General features: G+C 60.9%; 12 protein-coding genes and 1 pseudogene. 7 read left to right on the forward strand and 6 right to left on the reverse strand.

Going from position 1 to position 12,698, the window contains the following annotated elements; all coding sequences use genetic code 11:
- Positions 1-4: 4 nt before the first annotated feature.
- The gene (locus QZR30_RS18590; RefSeq protein ID WP_046067930.1) at positions 5-1,147 is read right to left on the reverse strand and encodes an efflux RND transporter periplasmic adaptor subunit; all 1,143 of its coding nucleotides are present in this window, start codon (positions 1,145-1,147) and stop codon (positions 5-7) included.
- Between the two features lie 289 nt (positions 1,148-1,436).
- Between QZR30_RS18590 and QZR30_RS18595 the strand changes: the two genes are divergently transcribed.
- The 5 genes from QZR30_RS18595 to sfnG all read left to right on the forward strand — a co-directional run bounded on the left by QZR30_RS18595 (position 1,437) and on the right by sfnG (position 6,463).
- A complete protein-coding gene (locus QZR30_RS18595; protein ID WP_043051055.1) occupies positions 1,437-2,138 on the forward strand; it encodes a response regulator transcription factor in 702 nt (233 codons plus the stop codon).
- A 3-nt stretch (positions 2,139-2,141) separates the two neighbouring features.
- On the forward strand, positions 2,142-3,446 hold the full coding sequence (locus QZR30_RS18600) for an ATP-binding protein (RefSeq protein ID WP_046067931.1): 1,305 nt from the start codon (positions 2,142-2,144) through the stop codon (positions 3,444-3,446).
- Positions 3,447-3,505: 59 nt separating this feature from the next.
- Positions 3,506-4,276 carry a class I SAM-dependent methyltransferase gene (locus tag QZR30_RS18605; RefSeq protein WP_056845831.1) on the forward strand — a complete coding sequence of 257 codons (771 nt, stop codon included), beginning with the start codon at positions 3,506-3,508 and terminating at the stop codon, positions 4,274-4,276.
- A gap of 91 nt (positions 4,277-4,367) precedes the next feature.
- A complete protein-coding gene (locus tag QZR30_RS18610; RefSeq protein ID WP_046067933.1) occupies positions 4,368-5,153 on the forward strand; it encodes a sulfite exporter TauE/SafE family protein in 786 nt (261 codons plus the stop codon).
- 191 nt (positions 5,154-5,344) lie between these two features.
- Complete coding sequence (gene sfnG, locus QZR30_RS18615) at positions 5,345-6,463, forward strand: dimethylsulfone monooxygenase SfnG (RefSeq protein WP_311903876.1); 1,119 nt, start codon at positions 5,345-5,347, stop codon at positions 6,461-6,463.
- Here sfnG and QZR30_RS18620 read toward each other — a convergent pair.
- Positions 6,427-6,864, reverse strand: a pseudogene (locus QZR30_RS18620) (GNAT family N-acetyltransferase); the annotation flags it as partial. The gene sfnG and the pseudogene QZR30_RS18620 sit on opposite strands and share 37 nt — an antisense overlap.
- A 94-nt stretch (positions 6,865-6,958) precedes the next feature.
- On the opposite strand from QZR30_RS18620, the gene QZR30_RS18625 reads away from it, so the two are divergent.
- Positions 6,959-8,545 carry a RimK family protein gene (locus QZR30_RS18625; RefSeq protein WP_056845834.1) on the forward strand — a complete coding sequence of 529 codons (1,587 nt, stop codon included), beginning with the start codon at positions 6,959-6,961 and terminating at the stop codon, positions 8,543-8,545.
- On the opposite strand, the gene map is transcribed toward QZR30_RS18625, so the two are convergent.
- Positions 8,520-9,299, reverse strand: coding sequence for a type I methionyl aminopeptidase (map, locus tag QZR30_RS18630; protein WP_046067937.1), 780 nt, complete (start codon positions 9,297-9,299; stop codon positions 8,520-8,522). The genes QZR30_RS18625 and map overlap by 26 nt on opposite strands.
- Positions 9,299-9,499: a ParD-like family protein gene (locus QZR30_RS18635; RefSeq protein ID WP_043051061.1), complete on the reverse strand. Its 201-nt coding sequence runs from the start codon at positions 9,497-9,499 to the stop codon at positions 9,299-9,301. The genes map and QZR30_RS18635 overlap by 1 nt, the downstream gene beginning before the upstream one ends.
- A gap of 370 nt (positions 9,500-9,869) precedes the next feature.
- Here QZR30_RS18635 and QZR30_RS18640 point away from each other — a divergent pair, with 370 nt between their 5' ends.
- Positions 9,870-10,145, forward strand: coding sequence for a DUF1652 domain-containing protein (locus QZR30_RS18640; protein ID WP_046067938.1), 276 nt, complete (start codon positions 9,870-9,872; stop codon positions 10,143-10,145).
- Positions 10,146-10,206: 61 nt separating this feature from the next.
- Here the strand turns inward: QZR30_RS18640 and QZR30_RS18645 are convergent, their stop codons facing one another.
- Both QZR30_RS18645 and xylB read right to left on the reverse strand, forming a co-directional pair.
- A complete protein-coding gene (locus QZR30_RS18645) occupies positions 10,207-11,145 on the reverse strand; it encodes a carbohydrate kinase family protein (protein ID WP_311903881.1) in 939 nt (312 codons plus the stop codon).
- A 12-nt stretch (positions 11,146-11,157) separates the two neighbouring features.
- Positions 11,158-12,639 (reverse strand): xylulokinase, encoded by a 1,482-nt coding sequence (gene xylB / locus QZR30_RS18650; protein WP_311903882.1) that lies wholly within the window; start codon positions 12,637-12,639, stop codon positions 11,158-11,160.
- Positions 12,640-12,698: the final 59 nt, after the last annotated feature.

Genomic DNA, 12,698 nt, shown 5'->3' on the forward strand with positions numbered 1-12,698 from the left:
CGGGTTATTCCTTTACGAGCGGGCTGTCGTCCACTTCAACTTTTTCACCGGGGCGCGCGTGTTGCAGGCCCTCGACGATGATGCGGTCGCCGGGCTTGAGGCCGCTGGTGACGATCCAGCGATCCTCGATCACCGCGCCCAATTCCACCGGTTGCTGGCTGACGGTCTGCTCGGCGTCCAGCAGCAGCACCATCGGGATGCCGGCACTGTCACGGGTGATGGCGCGTTGCGGCACACTGATGCCTTGCTTGTCCACGGCCTGCTCCAGGCGCACCCGGACGAAACTGCCGGGCAACAGGTCGAGGTCCGGGTTGGGGAACTCGCTGCGCAGCGTGATCTGCCCGGTGCCAGGGTCGACGCTGATCTCGGCGAACAGCAATTTGCCCGGCAACGGGTACAGGCTGCCGTCATCCTCGATCAGGGTGGCCTTGGCCTGGTCCTGGCCGACCTGCTTCAAGCTGCCGGCGCGAAAGGCGCGGCGCAGGTCATTCAACTCTCGGGTGGACTGGGTGAGGTCAGCGTGGATCGGGTCCAGTTGCTGGATAATCGCCAGCGGCGTGGCTTCGTTCTGGCCGACCAACGCGCCCTCGGTGACCAGGGCGCGGCCGATGCGCCCGGAAATCGGCGCAGTCACAGTGGCATAGCCCAGGTTTAACTTGGCACGCTCGACGGCGGCCTTGTTGGCGGCGATTTCGGCGTTGGCCTGGCGCAAGGCAGCACGGGCGTTGTCGTATTCCTGGCCGCTGATGGCGTTGCCTTCAACCAACTGGCTGTAACGCTGCTCCTGCAAGCGTGCCTGGAAGGCATTGGCCTCGGCCTTGCTCAGGTTGGCCTGGGCACTGTCCAGGTCGGCCTTGAACGGCGCCGGGTCAATACGGAACAGCACGTCGCCCTGTTTCACATCGCGCCCTTCGTTGAACACCCGCTGCATGACCACGCCGGCAACCCGGGCCCGCACTTCGGCAATCCGTGGCGCGGCGATACGCCCGCTCAGTTCGTTGGTGATGGACAGGGGCTTGGCCTGCAGGGTTTCGATGCGCACTTTGGCCAGGGGCATTTGTGGCGCCTCGTCTGCAGACTGACCACACGCGCTCAGCGCCAGTGTGAGGGCCAACAGGCAAAACGGCGCAAATAGATTCTTCGACATGCTCTTATCCCAATATTGACTGGCGCATCCTAAGGACACCTGCGCCGTGGTGCTGTGAAGCTGTGTAGGTCGTGTGTGAAGAAGTGTAAGGTACGGCGCGCGTGGCGTCGGTGGCGTATATCCTTGCACAACCTTGCTTACAATGAAGATCAAATGTGGGAGGGGGCTTGCTCCCGATGGCAGTGGATCAGTTGCACAAGGGTTGACTGATCCACCGCTATCGGGAGCAAGCCCCCTCCCACATGGGATTTGTGTACGACTTATCACTGTATTTTCTGGAAACACCTCCATGCCCAACATCCTCCTGGTCGAAGACGACGCCGCACTCTCCGAGCTGATTGCCAGCTACCTGGAACGCAACGGCTACCACGTCTGCGTGCTCAGCCGTGGCGACCATGTGCGCGAACGTGCGCGCCTGAACCCACCGGACCTGGTGATCCTCGACCTGATGTTGCCGGGCCTCGACGGCCTGCAGGTCTGCCGCCTGTTGCGCGCCGACTCGGCGGGCCTGCCGATCCTGATGCTGACCGCCCGCGACGACAGCCATGACCAGGTACTGGGCCTGGAGATGGGCGCCGACGACTATGTCACCAAGCCCTGCGAGCCGCGTGTGCTGCTGGCCCGGGTGCGCACGCTGCTGCGCCGCAGCAGCCTGTCCGAACCCCAGGTGGCCAACGACCGGATCATCATGGGCAACCTGTGCATCGACCTGTCGGAGCGCACCGTGACCTGGCGCGAGCAGGCAGTGGAGCTGTCCAGCGGTGAATACAACCTGCTGGTGGTGCTGGCCCGGCATGCCGGCGAAGTGCTCAGCCGCGACCAGATCCTGCAGCGCCTGCGCGGTATCGAGTTCAACGGCACCGATCGCTCGGTGGACGTGGCGATCTCCAAGCTGCGCCGCAAGTTCGACGACCACGCCGGCGAGGCGCGCAAGATCAAGACTGTGTGGGGCAAGGGCTATCTGTTCAGCCGTTCCGAGTGGGAATGCTGAACCATGTTCCGTGTGCTGCTACGCCTCTATCTGATCACCATCGTGACTTATAGCGCGGCGATTTTCCTGATTCCCAAGCTGGTGATCCAGCTGTTCGAACACCGCTACATGGACTACAACGTCGAGCAGTCCCGTGGCCTGCAAAAATTGATGGTCAAGCAATACCAGCGCGCTCCGGTGGAGCGCTGGTCCCAGGTCACCGACCAGCTGAGCCAGGATTTCGCGCCGCTGAAGGTCGAGCTGCTGCTGCGCCAGGACGCCCGCTACACACCCCAGGAAGAACAGCTGCTGGAGCAAGGCAAGCCGGTGATCCGCCTGGGCGAGTGGGGCTGGATGGAAGAAATCAGCTCGCCGATCAACCAGCAGTTCGCGGTCAAACTTACCGTGCCGCCGGATCCGCTGGACATGAACCTGCTGTATTGGTCGATGAACGTGCTGATCGGCGCGGCACTGTTGGCGTGTCTGCTGGTCTGGCTGCGCCCGCACTGGCGTGACCTGGAACGCCTGAAAAGCACCGCCGCACTGTTGGGCAAGGGCCACCTGGGGGAGCGCACGCGACTGCCGCCCAGTTCCAGCATCGGCAGCCTGGCGGCTGTGTTCGATACCATGGCGGACGATATCGAGCACCTGCTCAACCAGCAGCGTGATTTGCTCAATGCGGTCTCCCATGAACTGCGCACGCCGCTCACACGCCTGGACTTCGGCCTGGCCCTGGCGCTCTCCGAAGACTTGCCCGAGGCCAGTCGCGAGCGCTTGCAAAGCCTGGTGGCGCATATTCGCGAGCTGGACGAGCTGGTGCTGGAGTTGCTCTCTTACAGCCGCCTGCAAAACCCGGCGCAATTGCCCGAGCGAGTAGAAGTGGCGCTGGACGAGTTTATCGACAGCGTGCTGGGCAGTGTCGACGATGAGCTGGAAAACCCGGAGATCGTCATCGATGTGGTGCTCGACTGCACGGTTGAGCGTTTCAGCCTCGACCCGCGCCTCACTGCCCGGGCGTTGCAGAATTTGCTGCGCAACGCTACGCGTTACTGCGACAAGCGCATCCAGGTGGGCGTCAAGGTGTGCCCCAACGGCTGTGAAATCTGGGTGGATGACGATGGCATCGGCATTCCGGCGGATCAACGCGAGCGCATCTTCGAGCCGTTCTACCGCCTGGATCGCAGTCGTGACCGCGCCACCGGCGGTTTCGGCCTTGGCCTGGCGATCAGCCGGCGTGCCCTGGAAGCTCAGGGCGGCACCTTGACGGCCCTGGCGTCGCCCCTGGGTGGTGCGCGGTTTCGGGTGTGGCTGCCCACTCGAACCGATTAGAAAAACCGCGGGGAAGGGCGCACACTGTGCGCCCCGCTTTACCCGAGGAGAGATTGGCAATGACTGGTGTTCACACGTCTGCTCAACAGGGTTTCTCGACCCAGGCCGTCACCTACGCCCAAGGCCGACCGGACTATCCGCGCCAACTGACGGCTTGGCTGGCCGAGGCGCTGCAGATCAATTCGCAATCGACGGTGATCGACCTCGGCGCCGGCACTGGCAAGTTCACCCGCTTGCTCAGCAGCCTGGCGCCGACGCTGATTGCGGTCGAGCCAGTGGCAGAGATGGGCGCGCAGTTGGCCAAGCTATTGCCGGATGTACGCCTGCTCGACGGCACCGCCGAGTCCATCCCCTTGGCGTCCGCCAGCGCCGATGCCCTGGTGTGTGCCCAGGCATTCCACTGGTTCTCCACTCACGCTGCACTGGCGGAAATCCACCGTGTGCTCAAGCCTGGCGGGCGACTGGGGTTGGTGTGGAATGTACGTGATGAGTCGGTGGACTGGGTGGCGGCGATCACTGAGATCATCACCCCGTATGAGGGCGACACCCCGCGCTTTCATAGCGGACGTTGGCGCGAAGCCTTCACCGGTGAGTACTTTGGCGCTCCGCAAATGACCTGTTTTGCCTACCAGCACGTGGGCAGCCCCCAGGAAGTGATCATGGATCGATTCCTGTCGGTGAGTTTTATCGCGGCGCTGCCACCTGCGGAAAAAGCCACAGTCACCGCGCAATTGCGCACCTTGATCGACACCCATCCCGCCCTGCGAGGCCGCGATACCGTAGCCTTCCCGTACCAGACCCAGGCGTACTTGTGTGAGCGACTGAGCTAAAAGGCATAAAGTCAGATCACATTGGTATAAGTAGTTATAAGAAAAATCGCTATCCTGCGGCCAGAAATTTATAAGGCCGCAGGTAGCTGTAATGGATGTAGGTAATTTTGGTTTTGTGGTGGCCGGCCTGATCGTGGGGTTTATCGTGGGTATGACTGGTGTCGGCGGGGGCTCGCTGATGACGCCGATCCTGTTGTGGTTCGGTATCAACCCGGCCACTGCGGTTGGCACCGACTTGTTATATGCCGCCATCACCAAGTCCGGTGGCGTGCTGGTGCACGGCAAGAACAAGAACATCGACTGGAGCATCACCGGCTGGCTGACCCTGGGCAGCGTGCCGGCGGTGTTGTTGACCTTATGGTTCCTCGCCAGCCTGCACACCGACCCCAGCGCAATGAACGCCGTGATCAAGCAGGCACTCGGCGTGGTATTGCTGCTCACGGCCCTGGCGATCCTGTTCAAGAAAAGCCTGTTGGCCTTTGCCCAGCGACATGCCGGCGACGACTACCATATGCGCCCGCGCAACCTGAATGCACTGACCGTGGTCACCGGCGCGGTCCTCGGCACGATGGTGGCCTTGACCTCCATCGGCGCCGGCGCCTTGGGCACGGTGGCGCTGTTTATCCTCTACCCGTTCCTGGCCACGCGGCGCCTGGTCGGCACCGAGATCGCCCACGCTGTGCCCCTGACCCTGGTGGCGGGCCTGGGTCATGCAAGCATGGGCAATATGGATTGGCACCTGTTGGGCTTTTTGCTGATGGGCTCGTTGCCGGGGATCTACTTTGGCAGCCATATGACTGGCAGGATTCCAGACGGCGTATTGCGCCCGTGCCTGGCGGTGATGTTGATGGCCGTGGGTTACAAGCTGGCGTTCTAAGCTGCACATTTGCCCCAGTAAGTGTTGCTCCAGCAACAGCCTATCGACAAATCACTGTGATCCCCGACATTAGCCGCCGGATGATCCAAGTTGGCATTTCTACTGCAACACCCATGGCGCGGGCCTTTGCCTGAGTCTGGCACGCTTGCTGCTCCAGCACCCTTACATCCTTTCGTGTGAGGTAGTGTTCGATGAGCCAGCAAGCCGTGAAATTTGCCTATTGGGTGCCCAACGTCAGCGGTGGGCTGGTGGTGAGCAAGATCGAACAACGTACCCATTGGGGCATCGATTACAACCGCAAGCTGGCGCAACTGGCCGAAGCCGCCGGCTTCGAGTATGGCCTGACGCAGATTCGTTTCACCGCCGGTTACGGCGCCGAAAACCAGCACGAGTCCGTAGCGTTCAGCCATGCGTTGCTGGCGGCAACCACCACGCTCAAGGTGATCGCGGCGATCCTGCCAGGTCCCTGGCAACCGGCGCTGGCGGCCAAGCAGTTGGCAACCATCGACCAGCTCACCAACGGCCGTATCGCGGTGAATATCGTCAGTGGCTGGTTCAAGGGCGAGTTCCAGGCCATTGGCGAACCCTGGCTGGAGCACGATGAGCGCTACCGTCGTTCCGAAGAGTTCATTCGCACCCTCAAAGGCATCTGGACCCAAGACGATTTCACCTTCAAGGGCGACTTCTACCGTTTCAACAACTACACCCTCAAGCCCAAGCCGTTGGGTCAACCGGAGATTTTCCAGGGCGGCAGCTCAAGGGCGGCGCGGGACATGGCAGCAAAGGTTTCAGACTGGTATTTCACCAACGGCAACACCCCCGAAGGCATCAAGGCCCAGGTCGATGATATCCGCGCCAAGGCCGCTGCCAACCACCATTCGGTCAAGGTCGGCGTGAACGCCTTTGTGATCGCCCGCGATACCGAAGAAGAAGCGCGGGCCGTGCTGGCAGAAATCATCGACAAGGCCGACCCGGAGGCCGTCAACGCCTTTGGGGATGCCGCCAAACAAGCGGGCAGGGCATCACCGGAGGGTGAGGGCAACTGGGCCAAGTCCAGCTTTGAGGACCTGGTGCAGTACAACGATGGCTTCAAGACCAACCTGATCGGCACACCACAACAGATCGCCGAACGTATCGTCGCGCTCAAGGCCGTGGGTGTGGACCTGGTGCTCGCGGGCTTCCTGCACTTTCAGGAAGAGGTGGAGTACTTCGGCAAACGTGTATTGCCGCTGGTGCGCGAGTTGGAAGCCACGGCCGATGCAGGCGCGAGCGGTTTTTCCAGGCACAGGGCAGCGGTGTGGTCTTCGTAGTAGTCATCGACCCAGGCAAAGCGCTGATAGCCGTTGCGCTCGTACAGGGCGAGTGCGCCGGGGTTGTCGGTGCGCACTTGCAGTCGCAGGGACGCGCAATTGTTGGCCAGGGCGCAGGCTTCGATGTGCCCCAGCAACTGATGGCCCAGGCCCATGCCTCGAGCGTGCTCGGCAATAGCGATGGAATACAAGCGTGCCAGACGAGTGCCGCGACGAAACAGCACCAGCCCATAGCCGAGCAATTGCCCGTGCTGCTGCACAAGCCACAACTGACCATTGGCCCGGCTGATCATCCAGCGCAGACTGCGCGGTGACAGCCGGTCACTACGAAAACACTGCTGTTCCAGCGCCACTAATGCAGGTACATCGTCGAGGGTTGCAACGCGAAAGAAAAGCGCCATAAGACCACCGTAAAAGTTGCGTAACGAAACGGGACTTCCCTAAAAGATCGTGCTTAATAGAAAAGGTCGAGTTCTCTAAAGCGGATCAACTATTATGTCGGCGGTACACAGTCATTGGCGTCAAGTATCCGAGCAAACAGTCGCGGCGACAATAACCTCCAACGGTTATTTATCCGCGCCACTCCTAAGTTCAAGCCAAGTCGTAATTATTGTCGAACGCAAGGAAGATTGGGCCTCTTACTTCCCCAGCGAAGACATTGTCACTGCCCAGCAATACCTGGAGCAGACCCGGAAAAACGAGACGGGCAAGCGTGTGCAGGTGATCAACCTGTGCCGCAGCTACAAGTACCTGGGGCACGGCTACTATTGCTCGTTGCTGGCCGAGGCACGTGGGCACAAGGTGATTCCATCGGTGCGCACCATCAGTGAGCTGACCAGGAAGGCCCTGTATGGCCTGGCCCTGGATGACCTGGATAAAACCCTCGAAAAAGCCTTGAGTCATCATCTCTACAGCAATACCGAAGGCTTTACCCTGACCCTGTATTTTGGTCGAACGACGATAGAACCCTTGCAAGAGTTGGCGCGCCAGTTATTTGAAACCTTTCCCTGTCCGATCTTGCTGGTTGAATTCCGTCAGCATAACGGCTGGCATATCGAAGGAGTGAAGTCCGGCGTATTGCACAAGTTACGCGACGATCAGGAAGACCAATTCGCCCACGCCCTCGACAACTTCAGCCGCAAAGTCTGGCGTCAGCCACGCTCGCGCCGATTGGCCCGTTATGACCTAGCAATTCTTCACGATCCCCAGGAGCAACTGCCTCCGTCCAACCCCCGTGCCCTGGAAAACTTCATACGGGTCGGCAAGGGCCTGGGCATCGATGTGGAGTTGATCGAACGCAAGGATTACGCACGCCTGGCCGAATACGACGCCTTGCTGATCCGTGAGACCACCAGCGTCGACAACCATACCTATCGCTTCGCCAAGAAAGCCGAAAGCGAAGGCCTGGTGGTCATGGATGACCCCGCATCGATCCTGCGCTGCACCAACAAGGTCTACCTCACCGACCTGTTGAACAGTCACCAACTCGGCATGCCAGCCACCGAGATTCTCTACAAGGAACGACCGCAGGACTTTGAACGCGTCGGCGAGCGCCTGGGCTTTCCGCTGGTACTGAAGATCCCCGATGGCTGTTTCTCCCGCGGGGTGATCAAGGTCGAAAGCCAGGCGGCGTTGCTCAAGGCCACCGCCGAGCTGTTCGAGCATTCGGTGCTGTTGCTGGCCCAGGAGTTCTTCTACACCGAATACGACTGGCGCATCGGCGTGCTCAACCGTAAACCGATCTTTGCCTGCCAGTACTTCATGTCCAAGGGCCATTGGCAGATCTACAACCACAAGGCCATCGGCCAGGCCATCAACGGCGAGTGCCGCACCCTGGCGGTCCACGAAGCGCCCAAGGCCGTGGTGGAGCTGGCCGTGAAGACCGCCAACCTGATCGGCGACGGCCTCTATGGCGTTGACCTAAAGCAGTCCGGCGACAAAGTGGTGGTAATCGAGGTCAACGACAATCCCAACCTGGATGCGGGCATCGAAGACGCCTACCTGCAGGACGACCTGTATGGCCTCGTACTGGAGGAGTTCGTGCGGCGCCTTGAGCTTAAACGCCAGGGCCAGGTGTGGTGAAAACCGGCGTTTGCAGGGTCAGCACTTCAAACCCATCCGCCGTTACCGCCACGGTATGCTCCCACTGCGCCGACAGGCTGTTGTCCTTGGTCACCACCGTCCAGCCGTCCTTCAGGCTGCGCACCTTGGCGCTGCCCTGGTTAAGCATCGGTTCGATGGTAAACACCATGCCCTCGCGCAACTCCAGGCCGGTGCCGGGGCGGCCAAAGTGCAGGATCTGCGGCTCTTCATGCATCTGCCGGCCGATGCCATGGCCGCAGTATTCGCGCACCACGCTGTAGCCGTTGGCCTGGGCGTGGCTCTGGATCGCATGACCGATATCACCCAGGCGCGCGCCAGGCTTGACCTGGCGGATACCGGCCCACATGGCCTCGAAGGTCATTTCCACCAAGCGTTTGGCCTTGGGCGCCACGTTACCGATCATGTACATCTTGCTGGAGTCGGCAATAAAACCGCCTTTTTCCAGGGTGATGTCGATGTTGATGATGTCGCCGTCCTTGAGGAACTGCTTGGCGCTGGGCATGCCGTGGCACACCACTTCGTTGATCGAGGTGTTGATGCAGAAGGGGTAGTCATACTGGCCCAGGCTGGCGGGGCGGGCCTTGAGTTCGTGGCGGATGAAGGCTTCGACGGCGCTGTCCAGTTCCAGGGTTGAGCGGCCGGCGGCGACAAAGCCGTCGAGCATGTCGAACACCTGGGCCAACAGGCGCCCGGATTCACGCATCACGGCCAATTGCGCGGCGGTCTTGATCATCAGTTGCGCCCCCGGATCAGGTCGGGCTTGTCCAGCAACAGCTTGTTTATCAGCTCGTTGTAAGGCAGGTGTGGGTTGAGTTCGGCGAGCAGGCCGATCTTGATCCAGAACTCGGCCTGGGCGTTGATGGAGCGGTCCATGGCGGCGCTGGCCAGGCGAAGCTGTTCGTGCAGTTGGTCGGTGATCTTGACGATGCCCATGAGGTTTCACTGTTCGGGGTTGATATACAAAGCGTATACGTTTCGTATACTTCAAGTAAACCCCACGGGCCAGATTACCCGCCTGATAGTTGCTACATGTTGCCGAAAAAAGCTTCGGCTCACTTTGCTGTTTACCCTGATGTGCAGGGTTAAACGTTTAATCGAAGTGGTTCGACGATTATTTCAAGGCCGCAATCTGCTTCATATTAAACGGTAGGTTGCTTATGAGGAAAAGTTACAACAACGCCGAGATTTGCCGAGTAGGCTTGGTGAGTACAGGCGTCTGCCAGGGTTGGCAAGACGGGGCAGGCCAGCGCCTGCCAAGCCCATAAGAAACTGATTGGCAGTCTCAAAAAAGGAGAGGTTGGCCATGCTTTCGGAACTTGAACTTCGCAGCATTATTGAAGGAAGTTTTCTGCCTAAACGGTGCGAATGCACCAAAGCCGAGGATGCTTCGTTAACGATCAAGGTGTATGACGACCGTGACCGTGACCGGGTGGACTTGGAAGTCAAAGGTATAAACGCTGACAAACTCGACAGCAGTCGAGCCATTTGCAACCTGATCGCCGGTTTGCGTGAAGACCTCAAACACACCCAGACCCACACCCCCGCCCTGCGTCGAGCAGGAGCGCGCGGTTATTTTTAGTTAAGGCTTGAATTTAAGTTGACCCAGGGCCTGGCATTCGCCAGGCCCATTGCTATGCGCGTCAGCCCAACTGATGACGGTACGGCAGGTCGGGTCCGGTCTTGGTACAGGTCAACGCAGCCGCGCGAATCGCAAAGCCGAGCATGCTGTCAATTTGTGTGCGCGTCAGCTGCTGCAGACCCTCGAGTGAATCCAGCTGCTGCTCGGTCAGCCAGGCAATCAGTGCCGCCTGGAAGGTATCGCCGGCTCCCACCGTATCGGCCATCACCACCTTGACCGCCGGCTGAGACCAGTTGCCGTGCTGGCGACTGAATACCGAAGCGCCGTCGCCGCCACGGGTGAGAAACACCAATTGGCAACGATGCTGCAGCCAGCCTTGTACTACGCTTTCCGGTGACTGGCCGGGGTAGAGCAGGTGCAAATCTTCGTCGCTGACCTTGATCAGGTCAGCATGCTGCACCAGTTGCGCCACGCGCTCGCGCCACAGCTGGATATCCGGCTGCGGGTTAAGGCGCACATTCGGGTCGAGGCTGATCAGGCGCTTGCCGCTCTCGCGCTTGACCAGGTTCAGCAGGGTGTCGCCAACCGGCTGCACCACCAGGCAAAACGACCCGATATGCAGCCCACGCACCTCATTACCCAAGGTTGGCAGATGCGCCGTTTGCAGTTGGCGGTCGGCGCAGCCTTCGCCACGGAAGCTGTACTGCGGCGAACCATTGGCACCCACGGCGACCATCGCCAGGGTGGTCGGCGCGTCGAATTCCACCAGGAAGCGTTCGCTGACGCCTTCGTCCTTGAGCACCTGCAGCAAGCGGCGACCGAGGTAATCGGTGGACACGCCGGCAAAGAACCCTGACTCAATGCCCAGGCGGCGCAGGCCCACCGCCACGTTGAACGGCGAGCCACCGGCAATGGCCTTGTAATTGAGCTTGGCCGGCTGCCCACGGGCATCTTCCTCGCTGAAAAAATCAAACAGCGCTTCACCACAAACCAGGTACATAGTCGTTCGCTCTTAAAGGGATGCCACGTGCTGTTGATAACGCTCATACGCCTGTTGATAGGCACTGACATTAGCCGACATCGGCAAGGTGCGGCTGGCCGGGTCGATGCTCACGCATTTTTCGCACAGGCTGGCCAGGGATTCGCCACTCTGGCACCAGGCCGCCTGGATCGCCGCGCCCAGGGCAGCAGCCTCGCTTTGTTCGGTACAGACCACTTCGGTGTGCATGATATCGGCGACCATCTGCCGCCACACCGGGCTTTTCGAGCCGCCGCCGATCAGGCGGATGCTCTGGCTTTGCAGGCCGGTGTGGCGCAGCAGGTCCAGACCGTAACGCAGGCCGAACGTGGTGCCTTCGACCACGGCGCGGCACAGGTTGGCGCGGGTCAGGTTGGTCATGGTCAGGCCATGCAGGCTGCCGGTGGCGTGGGGCAGGGCGGGCACGCGTTCGCCATTGAGGAACGGCAGCATGCTCACGCCATCGGCACCGATAGGCGCCTGTTCGACCAGGGCGTTAAAGGCATTCAGGTCCAGTTCGAACAGCTCGCGAATCACGCCGGTGGCGTTGGTCAGGTTCATGGTGCAGATCAGCGGCAGCCAGCCGCCACTCGACGAACAAAAGGTCGCCACCGAGGCCTGCGGGCTGACGTTGGGCTGGTCGGCAAAGGCATAGACGGTGCCCGAGGAGCCCAGGCTCATGGTGATCACGCCGGGGGCGATATTGCCGGTGCCGATGGCGCCCATCATATTGTCGCCGCCGCCGCTGGACACCACGGCCTTGGGGTTGATGCCCAGGCGTTCGGCGATGGCCGGCAGGATCGTGCCCACTGCTTGGTTGGCTTCGATCAACTGTGGCAAGGCGGCTTCAAGGCGACCGCTGGGGTCGATGTGCTGGAGCAGCGCCACATCCCATGTGCGGCTGCGCACATCGAAATAGCCGGTGCCGGAAGCGTCGCCGTACTCGGCGCAGGCACGGCCGGTGAGCCAGTAGTTGAGGTAATCGTGGGGCAACAGGATATGGGCGATGCGTGCGAAGACATCCGGATGCTGCTCGCGGGTCCAGAGCAGTTTGGAGACGGTGTAGCCCGGTGCGATCGCCACGCCCAAGCGCTCCAGGGAGCCGCTTTCGCCGCCCAGGTGGTGCAGCAGGCGGTCATTCTCGGGAGTGGTTTCGGTGTCGCACCACAGCTTGGCCGGGCGCAGCACTGCACCTTGCTCATCCAGCAGCACCAGGCCATGTTGCTGGCCGGAAACGCCGATGCCGAGGATGTCCTGACCATCCACGCCGGACTGTTGCAGGGCGCGGTGGGTGGCTTCGGTAAAGGCGTCAAGCCATTCCTGGGTGTGCTGCTCACGGCGGCCATTGGCGCCGCTGATCAGCGTATGCGCGGCGGCGCCCAGGCCCAGTACCTTGCCGCTGGAGGTGTCGAGGACGATGGCCTTGGTGCCTTGGGTGCCGCAGTCGATGCCGAGAAACAGGTTTTGCTGGGTCATGAGGATTTGCTCAGCAGTATTATTTTTGGATTGGTAACCCGGTCAAGTGTGAGAGGGGG

Source organism: Pseudomonas sp. rhizo25 (genome assembly GCF_031931935.1).
GTDB classification, from domain to species: domain Bacteria; phylum Pseudomonadota; class Gammaproteobacteria; order Pseudomonadales; family Pseudomonadaceae; genus Aquipseudomonas; species Aquipseudomonas synxantha.

What these genes read in the sequence shown, in the direction of transcription:
- QZR30_RS18590 (WP_046067930.1), bottom strand. Translation starts at nt 1,147, where the DNA reads ATGTCGAAGAATCTATTTGCGCCGTTTTGCCTGTTGGCCCTCACACTG.
- QZR30_RS18595 (WP_043051055.1), top strand. Translation starts at nt 1,437, where the DNA reads ATGCCCAACATCCTCCTGGTCGAAGACGACGCCGCACTCTCCGAGCTG.
- QZR30_RS18600 (WP_046067931.1), top strand. Translation starts at nt 2,142, where the DNA reads ATGTTCCGTGTGCTGCTACGCCTCTATCTGATCACCATCGTGACTTAT.
- QZR30_RS18605 (WP_056845831.1), top strand. Translation starts at nt 3,506, where the DNA reads ATGACTGGTGTTCACACGTCTGCTCAACAGGGTTTCTCGACCCAGGCC.
- QZR30_RS18610 (WP_046067933.1), top strand. Translation starts at nt 4,368, where the DNA reads ATGGATGTAGGTAATTTTGGTTTTGTGGTGGCCGGCCTGATCGTGGGG.
- sfnG (WP_311903876.1), top strand. Translation starts at nt 5,345, where the DNA reads ATGAGCCAGCAAGCCGTGAAATTTGCCTATTGGGTGCCCAACGTCAGC.
- QZR30_RS18625 (WP_056845834.1), top strand. Translation starts at nt 6,959, where the DNA reads ATGTCGGCGGTACACAGTCATTGGCGTCAAGTATCCGAGCAAACAGTC.
- map (WP_046067937.1), bottom strand. Translation starts at nt 9,299, where the DNA reads ATGATCAAGACCGCCGCGCAATTGGCCGTGATGCGTGAATCCGGGCGC.
- QZR30_RS18635 (WP_043051061.1), bottom strand. Translation starts at nt 9,499, where the DNA reads ATGGGCATCGTCAAGATCACCGACCAACTGCACGAACAGCTTCGCCTG.
- QZR30_RS18640 (WP_046067938.1), top strand. Translation starts at nt 9,870, where the DNA reads ATGCTTTCGGAACTTGAACTTCGCAGCATTATTGAAGGAAGTTTTCTG.
- QZR30_RS18645 (WP_311903881.1), bottom strand. Translation starts at nt 11,145, where the DNA reads ATGTACCTGGTTTGTGGTGAAGCGCTGTTTGATTTTTTCAGCGAGGAA.
- xylB (WP_311903882.1), bottom strand. Translation starts at nt 12,639, where the DNA reads ATGACCCAGCAAAACCTGTTTCTCGGCATCGACTGCGGCACCCAAGGC.